The organism is Enterococcus sp. DIV1208 (assembly GCF_050530455.1).
Taxonomy (GTDB): domain Bacteria; phylum Bacillota; class Bacilli; order Lactobacillales; family Enterococcaceae; genus Enterococcus_B; species Enterococcus_B hirae.
This window is the reverse complement of sequence record NZ_CP172887.1, coordinates 289,266-306,893: the sequence shown is the minus strand read 5'-3', so window position 1 is coordinate 306,893 and position 17,628 is coordinate 289,266. Positions and strand designations below refer to the sequence as shown.

Genomic DNA, 17,628 nt, shown 5'->3' with positions numbered 1-17,628 from the left:
CTCCAATCAGCTATTATTCCAACTTATATATACAAGTTTACAAATCCTATTATAAAGGAAAAGGAAGCGTTTATCAAGGACAGAGCTAAGTCCTCTAATAGGAAGACCTCACCCATTATAAACTGTCGCACATCCAACAAATTGGCATAACAAAACCTACGTATTATTTTCCCTATACCAAATTTTCTTTTCATCAACCAGTTACTTAATAAAAAAACTTCTTGCAAAAGTCTACTCAACTTTTAGCAAGAAGCTTTTTTTATTCGTTTGATTTCAAAGCATCAATCATATTGATATTTTTCAGCTTGAAGTGGGTCGCTATCATAACGATAACTGTAAATTCAATAGTCAAAACAGCAGAAAGAGCATATGCTTTCCAAGTGATCACTAAGGGGAAGATCACCGTCTCCATTGAAGCCTGTTGTAAAATAAAGTCAGTTAGGACGTAGCCGATGCCAAATCCACCTACAATACCAACTAAAGTAAAAATAATATTCTCCCTCACAATATACATCGTTACTTCTTTATCAAAAAAGCCTAGTACTTTGATCGTTGATAATTCCCGCACTCGTTCAGAAATATTGATATTGGTTAAATTATACAACACGATAAACGCTAACAGCCCTGATAAAACGACAAAAATCACAACGATTGAATCGAGGTTCGCAAGTGATTCTTCTTGGGTTTCCATTTGTTTCGAAACAAATGATGTATTTGTTACTGCATTGGTTCCCAATAGCTTTTCTGACAAAGCATTCTCTTGTTTTTTAGACATTGGGTCAGCTTGAACTAAATAAGCATTTGTAGAAGCTTCGTTTCCTGATACTTTTTGATAATAGGCAGGGCTCATATAAACAAAGTTTCCTAAATAGTTTTGAGCAATGGCTTTCACCGTAACCGATAACTCTTTTTGGTCATCCGTGTACAATGAAAGGCGGTCTCCTTCAGATACATCAAACAGTTCGGCAGCTTTTTGTGTGAGGACGATTCCTGAATCATTCAACTCCATGTTACGTCCTTTTAATGAGATCAAGTGAATAAACGGTGATAGACCTTTTGACGTTTCCGGTATGATCATCGTTACGCTTTGAGTCGCTTGTCCTTGTTGCCGAAGCTCGATCGTTTGCATGTTTACTGCTAGCAAATCAGTAATTTTCGGATCGGATTCTAACTGTTCCTTTGCTTTTGTTTCACTGTTTTCTGTTTCTCCATCTAAAGTGACAATTGCTTGGTAATTCGTAATTGGGCCAAATTGTTTATCAGAAACAGAGCTTAAAGAGTCTTTCAATCCTACGCCTGCTACCATTAAACCAGCACAACCAGCAATCCCAACGATTGCCATAAACATTCTGGATTTATAACGGAACAGATTTCGATAACTGATTTTCTGATTAAAGCTTAATCTTGACCACAGTGGTGTGATATATTCCAATAATATTCTTTTGCCTGGTTTTGGCGCTTTGGGTTGTAATAAAGCTGCCGGTCTTTCTCTTAAATCTTTGAATAATACGATCATTGCTGCACCAAATGCAGCGATAAAAAACGCCACTGCCGCTTGTAAAATCGGAGACCAATCATAAAAAATGACTGCTGATCCGATATCATAGCGTTCATTCGATAGTTCAAAAATAATTCTTGGTAATAGATTGGTTCCTAAGACGGTTCCTAAAATAATTCCTAGACCAGAAGCTAAACTTGCATAAATAGCATATTTTTTTGCAATTTCAAATTTAGTATAGCCTAATGCTTTCAACGTACCGATTTCTCGTCGGTTTTCTTCGACCATCCGTGTCATCGTCGTAAAAGTGATCAATGCTGCAATAAAGAAGAAGAAAACAGGAAAAACATTAGCAATGGCTGCGATCCGTTCAGCTAAATCACCAAATTCTTGAAAACCCACATTATCTGAACGCTCTTGGAAACGATAGGTTGGTTTTTCCAAACGATTGATCTTTTCTTCATTTTCGGTAATTTGGGCCTGTGCATCATTCAGTTTTTCTTGTTGTTCAGCGACTTGCTTTTCTTGCTCAGCTAGCTGTGCTTCTTGCGTAGCTAGTTCATTAGTTGCTACTGTTCGTTGTACTTCAGGCAATTGTTCGATCATTGAACGTTGTTGCTCTAGTTGGGCTCTGGCAGCTGCCAATTGACTTTGTGCCAGACTAATTTGTTCTTGACCAGCACTCACCTTTTCTTTTTCTGGTTGTAAAGACTCCTTAGCTTGTTCCCTTAGTTCAGTTAAACGTGCAGCTGGTCGATCTTGAAAAAGTTTCTCCACGCTTTTTTGGTTTTGTGCCATTTTGTCCCGATATTCTTTACTATAAGTATCAAAGGATGAAACATTTTTAAACGTTAAGTAAATAACCGATTGAATGTCTGTGTTAAATTCTGTTTCAGGTAAATAAACAAAATAATCGATCGTGCCGTTCCCGACATTGGCAAAACCACGTTCTAAATTATTGATGAAAAGTGGCGATCGTACAAATCCAACAATTTGATAGTCTTTCTTTTTCACGTTGTCAGAATCGATCTTATACGTTTCGCCTATTTTATAGCCTAGACTTTTTGCTTTTTCATCTAGTACGAGTTCGTCTTTATTCTTTGGTAAATGCCCATCTACTACTTCTAAAAGGTTTTGTTTATTTGATTTTTTATAAGAAAAAACTTGCACAACTTCGTTTTTACTTGAGCTGGAATAATAAAATTGTTTTCCCGTTTCCAGTTGTGCATCAGGGATTTTTTCGGCTCTAGTTACGTCTTGTTCCGTTAAACCACCAGTTGAAATGATTTGTAAATCCGATAGATTGCCTTTTTCAACATAGTGATCCATCGTTTTTTGCATAACCGGCCCCGCCGTTTTAACGCCTACGAATAACAAGGTCCCTAGCAAAATGATCAATACAATGGCAATAAATCTGCCTTTCGATTGTTTGATTTCTCTAGCACTTGCTTTAAGATATGTTTTTGTTTTCATAGCCCCTCCTTACCACACAATCTCATCAATGGTTGAAGGATGATCGTTTGTTTCAATCGAACGGACTTTCGCATCGTTGATATGGATGACACGATCAGCAATCGGTGCTAAGGCAGAATTATGAGTAATGATCAACACCGTATTTCCATGTTCTCTACTCGCATTTTGTAATAACTTCAACACCTGTTTCCCTGTTTCAAAATCCAACGCACCTGTTGGTTCATCACATAGAAGTAATTTCGGATTTTTTGCTAATGCTCGAGCAATGGAAACACGCTGCTGTTCTCCTCCTGAAAGCTGTGAAGGAAAATTGTCCAGCCGATGTGCCAGACCTACTTGTGTCAATACCTCCACTGGATCTAACGCATCTGGTGAAACTTCTGTTGCCAACTCGACATTTTCTTTTGCTGTTAAATTCGGTACCAAATTATAAAATTGAAATACAAATCCGACATCTGTTCGACGATAGGCGGTCAATTGTTTATCGTTGAACTGAGCGATGTCTGTCTGATCAATGATGATTTGCCCTTCATCTGGCTTATCCATCCCGCCTAATATATTAAGAACTGTTGACTTCCCTGCACCACTTGGACCAAGTATAATGACTAGTTCTCCTTTTTTGATCGCAAATGAAATATTATCATTTGCGGTAATCGTTGTTTCTCCCATTTTGTACCGTTTACATTCGTTGATTACTTCTACATAGCTCATCCTTCTTCTCTCATCTCCATCTCTTTACGAATAAAGTCGCTACTTTTTATTTTACCATTGAAATGAATCAGACTAAAGATTTGATAGACGATTCATTGACAAATACAGAAATTATGTTTTACTTACATGGAAAACGATCTATTCATTGAAAGAAGGAAAACCCATGACTACTACAAAATCACCTATTCCACTCGAATTAGCAAAAACAGCTTTTTTACCAATCGATCTCCAAAAAGGAATTGTGAATTCTGGGCAATTATTCCCTTATGATGCAACCACCATCCTCTCAAACAATCAACTGATTGCTGAGCAGTTAAAGCATACACCTGCTTGGAATATACTAGTCAATGTCGATATTACCAGCTTTCAGTATTTGAGTGCTAAAAATGACCGAGCACAAGCAGGTGCTTTTTATACCCCCCTAAAGAATTTACTGATTTATTACTTGAACCTACCACCAAAGGAACACAAAACACACTCACGATCACTAAACATAATCCAAGTGCTTTTTTTGGAACGTCTTTAGATGCCCAACTTCGTCGAAGAAAGATCGATACGCTCATTCTTTCAGGTGTAGCAACTTCAAACGGTGTCTATGCCACCGCTTTAGATGCTTTTCAACATGGTTACCATGTTATTGTTATCGAAGATGGTTGTAGTGATCGAGATCTAGAACTTCATACGCTCTTTTTTGAAAAAATGTTTCCAAAAACAGCACGAGTGCGTACAACCAAAGAAATCCTTCAAGCAATCGAAGAAGCCAGATAAAGGAACCAAACACGCCTTGTTTTTCATTTACATTGCTGGTTTTCCATGGGAAAATAAAAGTAACCGTCAGATAGGAGTATCAGAATGAAGAAAAAGAAAATAACGATTAAAGACGTGGCAAAACATTCTGGTGTTTCCATTGCCACTGTTTCATTGATTTTAAATGGTAATGAAGAAAAATTCAGCGCTAAAACAGTTGAAAAAGTGCTTGCTTCAAAAGACATTCTCGGCTATCAACCTGACTATGTCGCTCGCCAAATGATTACGAAAGAAACAAAAACGATCGGTGTCCTCGTGCCGGATATCACCAACCCTTTTTTTAATACGCTAATGCGTGGAATTGAAGATGTGTTATACAAACAAAACTTCGTGACGATTTTATGTAACGCTGATTCTGACCATCAAAAAGAAATTGAGTATTTAGCCGAATTAGCACGACGAGGAGTCGATGGGTTTATCATAGCTACTTCCGCTGTTTCGACTACAGCAATCAATGAAAATCTTAAGAAACAAAATCGACCTTTTATTGTGTTGGATCAAAAAAAGGCTGAAGGATTTAGTGATGCGATCAGCACAGATGATTTTCGTGGAGGATACTTGGCTGGTACACACTTACTTCATTTAGGTCACCAATCCATTGCGCTCGTTTATCCACAAAATCCCCCTGAAAACGTCTATCGTAGGATCGAGGGTTTTAAACATGCACTAGATTTTTATCAGCTCTCGCACGACAATTTATTGTTACTACCTACTCATTTTTCTAAAAATGGTGGGTACCAGGTCGTTCCAACGATTCTTAATTCCTCTGCGACCGCAATCTTTGCCTTAAACGACGAGCTCGCTTTTGGTATTTATCGTGGGTTGGAAGAACATGGAAAGAAAATCCCCGAAGATTATAGTGTGATTGGATACGATAATGTGGATATGTGTGAATATGTCAAACCAAAATTAACGACGATCGCTCAACCAATTTTTGAATTAGGACAATCTGCTGCTCAATTATTATTAGCCCGTATCCAGTCGCCTGAAAAAGAATGGAGCGAAAAATTATTACCAGTAGAATTGAAAAAAAGAGCTTCAACTAAGCGTGTAAGTAGCATTTGTGAATAAATTATGAAGAAAAAAATAAAACATGATGAAGTATTTTTGTGTTTTATTTTTTTTTTGTTTTTTACGGTCGTTATTTTTACAAATATTTTGTAGAAATCTATCTCCTTTGGTACAATTTAAGTAGTATGACCATTTCCCCCAAATTTGTTCTCCCCCAACAAATTAATGGCATGCAGAATAATTAAAATATTAAAGCGAAGCGACTTATTAGAAAAAAGAATCGTAGCTTATTAATCAAAAAAATCAGATCTTTGTTATGTATTAACAACAGTTGCATGAGCATAGAGACTCGTCACAAGCAAAAAGAAAAGGAGTACCGCATATGAACAAAAATAAAGCAATACGCCTACTTGCTGCATCTTGGCTGATTGCTCCAACGATTTTATCGACTCAAGCTGTTTTTGCAACAGAAAACCAACCAACAACTACAAGTAGCTCACTTGTTTCGGGAAGTGATTCTGTAACTTCAACAGCATCAAGTACAGACACAACTGAATCGTCCACCACAGATTCATCAGCCACAACTGGCTCAACGGGTGAATCATCAACCACTGATTCATCAACGACTGAAACAGGTGAATCAACTGAGAAACCTGCGGAAGAAGTTGCGACACATACACTGACAGTTAATCCCGAATTACTGGGGAAAATTAAGCTGTCTGTTATCAGTAGCGCCCCTCGAGAAGAAAAAGAGTTGACCATCCAACCTAATGGCACGGTCAGTGGGTTGAAAGAAGGAACGAAAGTGTTCTATGAAATCACCCCTCCTAAAGGTGAAAAATTACTTTCTTTCCAAGTAAATGGTGCCCAAGAAGTGAATTATCAAAAAAGATTCTTTGTCGTTGGTGTAATGGATCTATCATTGACTGCTTCATTCAACACACCAACTGTTCCATCTGAAGACTCTTCTACTCAGGATACGACTAATTCAGCTGGAAATACTCAAGATTCTTCTCAAACGACAAAACCTAATGATACAACGAAACCTAGCACAGATAAAAATAAACCAACTGATAGTTCAAAAGAACAATCGAAACCGTCAACGTCAACCAGTAACGATTCAGTTGTTTCAGCGAATACCAATAATTCTTCCAATCACCAAATAAATGACAAAAATAAAGGTCAACAGGCAGGAATTGAAAATCCTGTAGACGGGTCCTCCGATTTTGTCAGCAAAACACCGATTGAAACAACTTTACCAACAAACACGACAGTAGTTCAAAAAGAAATCGTGAAAGAAGCCTATAAATATTTAGGCAGACCCTACGTTTGGGGAGCAAAAGGACCAAGTACATTTGACTGTTCGGGTTTAGCTTATTATGTTTACATGAAAGCTACTGGTCATTATATCGGTGGATGGACAGGTGAACAACAATACGCTGGAACACAGATTCCAATAGATCAAGCACAACCAGGTGACTTAGTATTCTGGGGACCTTCCTCAGGTGTCACTCACCACGTTGGGATTTATATTGGTAATGGACAATTTATTCATGCCCCTCAACCAGGTGACAAAGTTCGGATTACTTCAATTGCTGATTTCAGACCAGATTTTGCAGTACGTGTCAATATCGCAGGTCTACCAAGCGTGACTGACCAACTGAAAAACCAGTCGATTTTAGATGGTTTAAATGATTCATTCAACTTTACAAAAAATCAAACGACGGATCAGTTTTTGAAAAAAATTGCTACAAGCGCGCAAGAAATTGGTCAAAAAGAAGGCATTTACGCTTCTGTTATGATGGCTCAAGCGATTTTAGAAAGTGGTTCTGGCAATAGTTTGTTGGCAAGTGAACCAAACTATAATCTGTTTGGCATAAAAGGAACTTATGAAGGAAAAAGTGTTTTGTTCAATACTTTGGAACAAGACAGCAACGGTGCAAATTACCAAATCCATGCAACCTTCCGTAAATACCCTTCTTATAAAGAAAGCTTAGAAGACTATGCGAAATTGATCAAAGGCGGGTTGTCCAATAACAAAGATTTCTACAAACCAACTTGGAAATCTGAAGCCAAAAGTTATAAAGAGGCAACGAAGTATCTGGAAGGCCGCTATGCTACAGATAAACAATACGCCAAAAAATTGAATGCGATCATTGAATCGTATGATTTAACTAAATACGATGAACCGAAAAAAGAAGATAATAAAGAAACCAAAGTTAAAAACGTTTCAAAACCTTTGGTAGTACCTGTGTCTTGGGATAAAAATGAGATGTCGCTAGTTGACGTAGACACTTGGTCTTTAAAAACAATTACGAAAAAACCAGAATATCTTTCTACAATGAAAACACCAAATTACTGGGAATTGTACTTGCAACTATCTGCCAGAGAAATTCCAAAAACGACTGTCATTAAAGTCAAAGCCAATACCATTCCTTTATTGAAAAACTTAGCGATCATCCATCCATCGTGGAGTAGATTAACTTAAAAAAAGCTATGACAGAAGTGTCTAGCTCTGAAAACAAGTCGGAGAAGAGGTTGAGACAAGTTTTGTCTCAGTCTCTTCTCCGGCTTATTCATGTTTAGAGTGAACGTGTGATGTCTCAGATGTTTCTTGTTTTAGCGTACACAAAAAGCACACAACCTTGTAAGATTCAAGTAACGAACAAAAATCAAAGGAGTGTGCCTTTTGTTTAACTATTGGATCGTCCATCAAACCACTTCAGTAATCCATATGGAACAATTTATTCCTCCAGAAGCTGATATTGCCTAGTTCAATACCTCAGATGAACCAATGCTTCTTTTTCGTCTCTTTAACAAGTGCTATCGATGAAACCAACCAATTTCACCTATTTAGAGTATTTTTATTTCTCTCTTTTCAAAACAATACTTGTATATAACCAAACAGTCAATACATAGTAAATAAAGTACATGACAAAGAAAATTCCGAATGGTATCAACACATCACGATATGGATCATTCATTAAAAATTCAAATAGTCTTAAACCAAATAAGACATGGATCGCTCCTAAAATACCAGGCGCTAAGAATAAAACACCAATTTCTCGTCGAATCGATTGTCTTAATAAGCCACGAGTCGCACCGATTTTTTCTAACATCGTATATCGACCAATGTCACTCTTACTACCTGAAAGAATCTTAAACATCAAGCAACTTGCTAACATCGCTAAGAACGCAATTCCTAGGAAGAAGCCCATAAATTCCATCCCTGAGAAAATACCATTCACTTGTTGATACATTTCATATTTTTGTCCACTCATGGCTTGGTAATCTTTCAACTCTGGATTGACTTGATTATTTTCTTTTACTAATGTTTCGATACCTGATAAACTTGCTTCAAAATCTTTGACTGTAATTAATTGTAACGTTGTTTCTGGCAACGCTAATTGATCGAATTCACTTGCACGAACTAATTTTATTCCCTTCGCTTGTTGCGTAGGTAATTCGTTTTGTCTTAATGTCTCTTGCAAATCACTTGAATTTGCGATTTCTTCAGCAGTTGCTGTCTTTACTTTGTTATCCGCAAAAGTGTTCCCACTATATGCAATATATCTAAGCGGCTCTTTTTCCCATTCATCATAATTGTAATAAACGTATTGTTCATCTTCTTTTTGGGCATAGATGTTATTTGACGTTGGATTTAGTTCTCTGACTTTTCCTTGGTCAATCTTTTGTGCATTGTTTAGAACTAAATCATAAGCGTTTGATGAATTGGTCAATGCGGAGATTTGATTTCTGAATCCTAAACCAACCGTTAACGCTCCTAAAGCTAAAGCAAATAAGATCGCTACCATTGAAAGCATTTGCGTATAGTCCCGAATCCTAAAGCTTAATTGTGATAAGGTAAAGTTGTTCAACTTTTTCAATGAGATACCTTCTGATTTTTTCAGTAAAGACAAGAAGAAAATAATCACTGAATGGAAAATGAAATAGGTTCCCAGACAAATCGTTACGAGAGAAATCCCTAAACCAGACAATCCAATACGTGCAATTTCTGATAGAACGTAATAACCAACGCCTAATAAAACAACCCCTAATACAACTTCAAGTAAAAATAAAAATTTATTTTGTTTCATTCGTGTTGGTGTAGCTTCCGCACGAATCAATGTAAGAATTGGCTTTTTCACAATTGAAAAAGCATTGGTGATTGCTGCTAATAAAAACAAAACAGCAAAAAAGAAAAGAGTGATCAGAATACCCTTTACACTAAATGGTGTAAAATGTGTAATTGAAATGTTTAATTGTTCAACGAGTATTCGTTCCACAATACTTGTTAGCCCTACACCAATCGCAGAGCCAACGACGGTCGCCGTTGCACCCACAACAAATGTTTCGGTAAAAATCATTTGTGCAATTTTTCTGCCCTTAGCCCCTAACATCATAAACATTGCATAATCTTTCTGACGCATCACCATTAAAAATGAATTAGCATAAAGGATGTATACAAAAGTAATGATTGCTAATAATACCGAGCCAAAATGAAAAATTAAAACAGTTGATCCAACGGTAGAATTACTTTCTAAAAACGCTTCATTGCTTGCGATTGACTCGAACATATAAAAAATAGCTGAAGTCATAACCAAACCTGAAAATAAAACAATATAATCTCTTAAACGCCCTTTAATCCCAGTAAGCGATAATTTCCAAAGCATGTTTTTTCCTCCCCTTACTGTTCTAGATTTCCTAAGATCGTTAAAATATGACGATAAAACTCATCACGGCTTTGTTCGCCACGTTTGACTTCTTCGTGGATACCGCCATCTTTGATAAATAAGATTCGTTCACAGTAGCTAGCAGAAAACGGATCATGTGTTACTAATAGAATTGAAACATCATCTTTTTGATTCAATTCTTTCATCGTATCTAGCAAATCACGCGCACTCTTAGAATCTAAAGCTCCAGTCGGTTCATCACCTAATAAGATCGTTGGTTGTGTAACCAAGGCACGAGCTGCTGCTACCCGTTGTTTTTGACCACCTGAAATCTCAGAAGGATAACTTCCCATGATATGAGAAATCGATAAACGTTCTGCTACTGCTTTGACCCGTCGCTTGATTTCTTTAGGTTTAACGCCTTGTAAGGAAAGTGGTACTGCAATGTTTTCTTGTGCAGTTAAGTTTTCTAGTAAATTAAAATCTTGGAAAATAAAGCCAATCTCTTTCGCACGAAAGTCTGCTAATTGGTTTCCTTTTAACTTTGTTACATCGTTTTGATTGATTCGGATATTTCCGTCTGTGGGTTTGTCTAATGTAGATAAAATATTTAACAACGTTGATTTACCAGATCCAGAAGCCCCCATGATTCCGATAAATTCTCCTTTTTCTACTGTAAAGCTAATCCCACTTAAGGCTTGTGTCTTCTTCTCATTATTCTTACCGTAGATTTTTGTTACATTTTGAACCTCAACAATTTTTTCCATTTTCATCTATCCTTTACTTAGTTTTTCTTGTGCTAACTTAGGTATATCGTTTTGTTTAACTTCTTCATAAGAAGTGACACCTTTTTTTTCATTCCATGTAATCTCTAAATAGGCTCCTTTTCTTAAAGGACGCGGTTTTTGTCCATTAAATGTTAATATTTTTTCACTTCCCTTTTCATCATATCCGGGAAGAGTATATTTATATTGGATGGTTATTTCATTACGATTATCTTTTATTTCCTCTTTTTCTCCATCTGTCGTAATTTTGACATAGTAGCTATCGCCACCCATGATCATTCGATCCGCAATTTTTAGGCCCCCAAAGATAAAAACTACCGAACCTAATACCAACGCTGCAATGGAAATGCCAATCCCGACCAGTAGTTTCTTCATTTCCTCTCCTTCTTTCACATATGATAGGGCAATTATAAAAAAAAAGACCGTATTTTACCTTTGATTTAGCTGTCAAATATCTTTCAATATTGTCATTTATCTATCACAAAGCAAAAGAGTGATCCGCAAGCTTGAATCGAATCGTTTTTTATTTAGATAATAGTTTGATGAATTTTATAAAAAGAAGTTGAGATAAAAGTGTTTAGCATCAAGAAATAAGAAGGAATTTCCGAAAACTGCTTCTCAAATTTTTTGAAGATGCCGCTTTGATCTTACCGTGAACAAGAGGTCAGCTCTTTGAACGCCGTGAATCAGAGGTCGTGAAAACATCGGGTAGCTCTGATGACAATAAGAAAGAATTTTTTGAAACAGCTTCTCATGTTTTGAAAAATTCAGGCTTATTTCAAGGAGCTGATGTTTGAACACCGTTTAAAGCAAGAGGCTGTGAAAGAAGCGTTCAACTCCGAGCGAATAAGAGAGGATTTTTTAAAATAGCTCCTCATATTTTAGAAAATCATCGCTTATTGTTGAGGAGTTGCTTCTTGAACACCGTTTATTCGTTTTTAGAAATACTAAAAAAGACTGAGTTTTGGCTCAGTCTCTGACTACTCTACTGTTCTATTATAGAAAAAATACAGTTGAAAAATTCGTTACAATCATACGATATTTACTCAATAATGGCTATTTTTCTTTCACTGTCCCTGTATTAATGACTGGTTGTGTTCCTTTATCTGTAATAATCGAAACAAGTAGGTTATTGATCAATTGGACTTTCCGATCATCTGTGAAATTGATTTCTTGTCCTGTTTCAATTTGTTCCAATGCCATTTGTGTCATCGTAACTGCTCCTTCAACGATCGTTTGCCGAGCAGATAAAATAGCTTTTGCTTGTTGTCTTTGTAACATTGCACTAGCAATCTCAGTCGCATAAGCTAGATGATTCAATCTCGTTTCAATCACCTCGACCCCAGCAACAGATAACCGCTCTTGTAGCTCGTTGGCTAATTCATCAGAGATGGCAGTCGTATTGCCTCGCAAAGTCAAATCTTCTTCATTGAAAGTATCATAAGGGTATTGGCTGGCAATATGACGAATCGCTGTCTCACTTTGAATCTCAACAAAATCTTGGTAATACGCCACATCGAACAACGCCTTAGCCGTGTCAACAACTTTAAAGACTACGACGGCAGATATTTCGATGGGATTGCCGTCTAGATCGTTCACCTTTAAAACCGAACTGTTAAAATTTCGTACTTTTAAAGATAAGTTGATTTTTTGTGCAAACGGAACCGTTAAGAAAAACCCACTTTCTCGTATCGTCCCAATGTACTGTCCAAAAAACAAAATAACTTTTGCTTGGTTGGGACTAACAACCGTTGCGGAGCTTAGTAGTGCAATAGCAATCAACCAACAAACGAAACCCATGACCGTCTGGAAGATCGCTCCACTTGTCATGCCAAAATAGAATAAGAAGCCGCCGATACCAACTAATAACACCAAACCGATCAATCCAATATACCCATTTACATAAACCGCTTTCTTTTCACTCATCACTTAGTTCCTTTCTTAGACCATTCCTACATGATTGGTTTCTTTCTAATCCGTGCCATCACTCCCTCTAATTCTAATTCCTTATCTTCTGTGATATACCAACCACTCACTTGTGGTCCTCCGGAAGTTTGGGGTAGATATTCTAACCTTGTGCGTACCCAATGTTTTTCTTCAGTAAAATAATCTTCCACTAAAATCTCTAAATCAATTCCTGCAGAAAGAATCAAATTCTCTCGAACTGATTTGAACACAAAACGCTCTTTTTCTTCGTCGTACTTTAAGATCCCTGTATCTAAAATCGGCAAAGAGTAATAGTCTAATTCCCTCTTTACTTTCAATAAATGATGGAATACTTCATTGTAAACTTGTTCTAATTGCCGACCTTCTGAGTTATTCGGGTAATCGATCATCACACGTTCTTTTTTTGTATCATAATATTTATGATTAAGTTCCGTGAGATAATTATGTAATTTTGTTATTTCTAACTGTAGCTCTTCTCGTTTCGCTTCATCTATTCTCATCTATTTTTCCACCTTATTATCTCAGCTGTGTTTTCTCTATTTTCTCTTATTTTACTACAGATTTGTAAGTTAAGCGATGAAAAAAATCGTTATTCCCCATGATACTGCCCGATGTCTTAGCATCCTAACAGTCATGTCTGTTATATTAGCTAACCTATCCGAGATAAAAGATGTAAAATCGTTATCTAAATGTGAATAAACTGTTATTCGAAAAAAACTTTTACGTGGATCATCATCCATAATCAACGACCGTCATTCAAAATCTTTTGAAAAAAATCGCTTAATCAAAAAATCGAAAAGTTCCAAAAATAGTTGCACCTATCTTTGAACCTCTTCGATTTATTTCTCTTTACTTACTCTTAATGACAGACTTTATCCTTTTTAAACATCATATTGATGGTTTTCGTCAGCTATCACCACACTGCTATCATAACCAGTGATTTTTATATTGTTTTCTCCTTTGATCACTGTTTTGATTGGTAATTCTTCATTATTTTTTGTGACAGTTGACATCCCTAATAGATCAATATCTAATCCAATCTCTCCATTATCAAGAAAGTCTACATAGCAATTTTCTAACATAACTGTTCCTTGGGTATTTTTGAATCCATTTAAGAATAGATTCCCATACTTGGCATTCAATTCGATGTTTGAAATATCTGAATTATCAATATTTACATAACTTTGCACAGAATTTACTTTGACTTTTTTTCCATCAACTTTATTAAATGTAATGTATCCACCATTATTTGTAACGGAAACATTCTCACTCACTACGTCATTTAATAAAAGTTGTCCTTGCTCTCCTTCTAACACAAGTTGATCTAAAGGAAGTTCGCTAGGAACTGTCAGAGTGATTTTGGATGTGTTATTCATTACATGAAACAAGACGTTTTGTTCACGACCATTTCCGTTAATCGTCAAAGTATCTCCTTTAGTAGTGACTTGAGGTTTACTTGCTTTTTCATACGTAGAGTTAACTTCAAAATTTTTGCCACGTTTGATCTCAACTTGTTGGTATTGTGCATTGACCACTATTTTGTTGATTTTTTCTTTTGTCGATATCACTTGTGAGTCATGCTTCATTTCGACCAATTGAGGGCCATTTTCCCAAGCAAGGCTTCGGTGCGTCCCAAACGCATAGGTTGTCCCGGCAAGTAAGCCACCACTAACCATCAAGCCTAGACCAGCCATTAAAAAATATTTTAATTTCATCTTCACACCTCTTTTTCTTATAACTTCGACGAATGAATCGCACGTCTCGTTACAAAACGACGTCCAACCCACTTCACAAAATTCATCATCATTTTAAATATCCATTTTGTCATTTTCAGAAGGAGCGGCGCACAGAAGACGACAGTTCCGGTAGCGAATAGCCCTAATCCAACGTAAAATAATCCACTTTCTATCGACTGCCCCAACACACCAATACCCGAAACAACTGAAAATAATCCAAGCCCTAAAACAGTAATACAACCGACATAACCACCTACCAGCAAAGCGACTAATAGACATAATAACCCCACGATCACTGCAACAAAACCAATCGCCAAAGGAATCAACAGAGGGGAGGCACATAAGCCAATCATGATCATCCAAATCAATCGAATTTGTCGTTTAGAACTTCTTGGGTTGACTTCATCTGTTGCTGAATCATCTTGTTCAGAGAAATAATTGATTTTCAATTTAAGCGCAAACTGTTTAGGCGTACCATATTCTTCAATGATTTGATCAATTGTTTTGCCAGAATCTAAAAAATATTCTTCATAATATTGAATCAAATCGAATCGGTCATCTTCAGGAATCTCTTGGATTTCCTCTATTACCTCATCTAAATATTCATTCATGTTTATTATCCTCCAATAATCGATTTAAGGAATCTCGAAAGACGATCCACTCATCAATAATATCTTCTAACCGATTATACCCCGCTGGTGTTAATTGATAATATCGACGATTTCTTCCTTCAAAGGGTTCATCATAAGTATCTAAAAATCCTTCTTTTTTTAACCTTCTTAAGACGGGATACATCGTTGACTCACTTACCGACAGGCTTTCCTGTACGATTTTAGTCAACGCATAGCCATACATATCTTCTTTACTCAATGCAGCTAATACCGTGCCATCAAGTAATATCGTTGGAACTTGGATGTGCATTCCTTCACCTTCTTTTATACAATATCTTCTTTAACAACATATTATACTACATATAATATTGTTTTAAAATATAAATGTTGATTATTTTAAATAAAACAGCATAATACTCAGATCTAAAATCTATAAATAACGACCCGAAATCAATTGTTGCTTCAGATTATTAGAGTTGAGCCATTTGAGAAAGACAAAAACATACTAAGATGAGTGGGCAAGATATTCGACGGAATACCTTACCCACTCATCTTAGTATGTTTCTTTTATAACGTAATTGATCTGGTTTTAGTTCATAATAAAACAATTGAACAGAACAACTACTTCATCATTAAAGTTTAGCTTTTTATTTTTTCAAGCTGATCACAGCTGTGGTTCCTACCTCAGGAATGCTGTTATAGCGTATCGTACCCTCATGCAATTCAAGGATTTTTTTTACCAAAGACAATCCCAAGCCATTGCCAGCCATCTGACGGCTTGTGTCTCCTTGATAAAATTTTTCAAAAATGCGATTTTGAGTTTCTTCGTTCATCCCTACACCTGAATCCGTTACTTCCAATAAAATATCTGTAGCATTTTGAGTCAAACGAATTTCGATCTTGCCATCAGGTTGATTATACTTGATCGCATTATCCATGATATTCAACCACACCTGGTATAAAAATTCTTCGTTTCCCTCATAAAAGACCGTATCCAAATCGATATGCAACTTCAACCCTTCCCATTTAGGTTGCAAAAACACGATGACTTCTCGTATTTGTTCATCTAAACGAAATTTATGCTTTTCGATTTTGACACTTTGGTTTTCTAACTTATTTAGTTTCAAGATATTTTCAGTCAACTGTGAGAGCTGAGTAATATTTTCAATCAATCGTTGCAAAAACACTTGCTTCTCTTCTTCTGGAATATCTGGTGCTTGTAACAATTGGACATAGCCTTGGATCGTCGCTAGTGGTGTTTTAAACTCATGTGAAACACTCGAAACAAAATCATTTCTTAGCGTTTCGATGCTATTGAGTTCTTGGACCATCACGTTGAAATCTTTATATAACTGTTGGACTTCTGCGACTTTGGGAGGTTCCTCCATTCGAATAGAAAAATCACCTGTAGCTACTTTACTCATATTTTTACGTAGTTCACTGATTGGCTTCAAGATCCTATGACCGACAAAGCCAGAGATTACCGTGCCGACGATCATGCTAAAAAAAGCAAAAACGAATAACGGATAGAGTGTTGGTCTTTCAGATGGCGTAACGTTTTGATGAGAAAGCAAAAAAATAAAGCCTAAGAAGCACAGTAGAGTCACTAATATTGAAACAAACACAATGCTAGCAAAGTAGATCCACAGTTGAGAGTATAATTTCTTTTTCATCTTTTGACCTCCGCTTTATACCCGAGTCCTCTAACGGTGATGAGCTGAAAATCTTCACTTGCTTCAAAACGTGTCCTTAATCGTTTGATATGTACATCGATCGTTCGTTCTTCTGTATTTGTATCCAACCCCCAAATATCGTCCATCAATTGTTGTCTCGTAAAAATCTTATTCGGGTAAGCTAACAGTTTGTAAAGCAAAAGAAATTCTTTCTGAGGCAGCACACTAACCTTTTCATTTTGTCTCACTTCATACGTTTCCTGATCTAAGGTAGTATTTCCAATGTTCAATTGATTACTATGATTGATTTTTGCTCGCCTTAATAACGCTTCCACACGTAAAACCATTTCATTGACATCTACGGGTTTCGTCATGTAATCATCCGTTCCTAACTGGAAACCGCGTTTTTTATCTTCAAAATCGGCTTTAGCCGTGATCATCAGCACAGGAAGCTCTATTTTCCCATCTCGTAAACTTTCCAACAATTCATAACCATCCATCTCAGGCATCATGATATCGGTAATAATCAATTCTACATGAAAATTTTCCAATCGTGCTAGTGCTTCTGTTCCACTACTAGCTGTGACTACCGAAAACCCAGCATGTTCTAATACTGAACGATAAAGCAATTGTAAATTTTCATCATCTTCTACTACTAATATACGGTTCATTTTATTCCCTCGATTTTTTGAAAAATTTCTTG

General features: G+C 36.5%; 14 protein-coding genes and 1 pseudogene. 3 read left to right on the top strand and 12 right to left on the bottom strand.

Features of this window, described 5'->3' with window-relative positions:
- Window positions 1-259: 259 nt before the first annotated feature.
- On the bottom strand, window positions 260-2,971 hold the full coding sequence (locus tag IGK91_RS01445; RefSeq protein WP_010736943.1) for an ABC transporter permease: 2,712 nt from the start codon (window positions 2,969-2,971) through the stop codon (window positions 260-262).
- A gap of 9 nt (window positions 2,972-2,980) precedes the next feature.
- Complete coding sequence (locus tag IGK91_RS01440) at window positions 2,981-3,682, bottom strand: ABC transporter ATP-binding protein (RefSeq protein ID WP_010720230.1); 702 nt, start codon at window positions 3,680-3,682, stop codon at window positions 2,981-2,983.
- A gap of 163 nt (window positions 3,683-3,845) precedes the next feature.
- On the opposite strand from IGK91_RS01440, the pseudogene IGK91_RS01435 reads away from it, so the two are divergent.
- The 3 genes and pseudogenes from IGK91_RS01435 to IGK91_RS01425 all read left to right on the top strand — a co-directional run bounded on the left by IGK91_RS01435 (window position 3,846) and on the right by IGK91_RS01425 (window position 7,988).
- Window positions 3,846-4,450, top strand: a pseudogene (locus IGK91_RS01435) (cysteine hydrolase).
- A gap of 84 nt (window positions 4,451-4,534) precedes the next feature.
- Window positions 4,535-5,560 (top strand): ribose utilization transcriptional repressor RbsR, encoded by a 1,026-nt coding sequence (gene rbsR / locus IGK91_RS01430; protein WP_010720232.1) that lies wholly within the window; start codon window positions 4,535-4,537, stop codon window positions 5,558-5,560.
- A gap of 322 nt (window positions 5,561-5,882) precedes the next feature.
- Window positions 5,883-7,988: a glucosaminidase domain-containing protein gene (locus IGK91_RS01425; RefSeq protein ID WP_430605317.1), complete on the top strand. Its 2,106-nt coding sequence runs from the start codon at window positions 5,883-5,885 to the stop codon at window positions 7,986-7,988.
- Window positions 7,989-8,364: 376 nt separating this feature from the next.
- On the opposite strand, the gene IGK91_RS01420 is transcribed toward IGK91_RS01425, so the two are convergent.
- From IGK91_RS01420 to IGK91_RS01375, 10 genes are all read right to left on the bottom strand, one after another.
- The gene (locus tag IGK91_RS01420; protein ID WP_181934168.1) at window positions 8,365-10,173 is read right to left on the bottom strand and encodes an FtsX-like permease family protein; all 1,809 of its coding nucleotides are present in this window, start codon (window positions 10,171-10,173) and stop codon (window positions 8,365-8,367) included.
- A 14-nt stretch (window positions 10,174-10,187) separates the two neighbouring features.
- The gene (locus tag IGK91_RS01415) at window positions 10,188-10,940 is read right to left on the bottom strand and encodes an ABC transporter ATP-binding protein (protein ID WP_010720235.1); all 753 of its coding nucleotides are present in this window, start codon (window positions 10,938-10,940) and stop codon (window positions 10,188-10,190) included.
- Between the two features lie 6 nt (window positions 10,941-10,946).
- Window positions 10,947-11,333, bottom strand: coding sequence for a YxeA family protein (locus tag IGK91_RS01410; protein ID WP_010736939.1), 387 nt, complete (start codon window positions 11,331-11,333; stop codon window positions 10,947-10,949).
- Window positions 11,334-12,014: 681 nt separating this feature from the next.
- Complete coding sequence (locus IGK91_RS01405; protein WP_034699254.1) at window positions 12,015-12,884, bottom strand: SPFH domain-containing protein; 870 nt, start codon at window positions 12,882-12,884, stop codon at window positions 12,015-12,017.
- A 26-nt stretch (window positions 12,885-12,910) separates the two neighbouring features.
- Window positions 12,911-13,405: a DUF5348 domain-containing protein gene (locus IGK91_RS01400; protein WP_010720238.1), complete on the bottom strand. Its 495-nt coding sequence runs from the start codon at window positions 13,403-13,405 to the stop codon at window positions 12,911-12,913.
- Window positions 13,406-13,786: 381 nt separating this feature from the next.
- On the bottom strand, window positions 13,787-14,620 hold the full coding sequence (locus tag IGK91_RS01395; RefSeq protein WP_081123187.1) for a DUF4097 family beta strand repeat-containing protein: 834 nt from the start codon (window positions 14,618-14,620) through the stop codon (window positions 13,787-13,789).
- 17 nt (window positions 14,621-14,637) lie between these two features.
- The gene (locus tag IGK91_RS01390; protein ID WP_034866751.1) at window positions 14,638-15,252 is read right to left on the bottom strand and encodes a DUF1700 domain-containing protein; all 615 of its coding nucleotides are present in this window, start codon (window positions 15,250-15,252) and stop codon (window positions 14,638-14,640) included.
- On the bottom strand, window positions 15,245-15,562 hold the full coding sequence (locus IGK91_RS01385; RefSeq protein WP_010736935.1) for a PadR family transcriptional regulator: 318 nt from the start codon (window positions 15,560-15,562) through the stop codon (window positions 15,245-15,247). Before IGK91_RS01385 ends, IGK91_RS01390 begins: the two co-directional genes overlap by 8 nt.
- A 337-nt stretch (window positions 15,563-15,899) precedes the next feature.
- A complete protein-coding gene (locus IGK91_RS01380) occupies window positions 15,900-16,925 on the bottom strand; it encodes a HAMP domain-containing sensor histidine kinase (protein ID WP_010736934.1) in 1,026 nt (341 codons plus the stop codon).
- Window positions 16,922-17,596: a response regulator transcription factor gene (locus IGK91_RS01375; RefSeq protein WP_010720244.1), complete on the bottom strand. Its 675-nt coding sequence runs from the start codon at window positions 17,594-17,596 to the stop codon at window positions 16,922-16,924. Before IGK91_RS01375 ends, IGK91_RS01380 begins: the two co-directional genes overlap by 4 nt.
- Window positions 17,597-17,628: the final 32 nt, after the last annotated feature.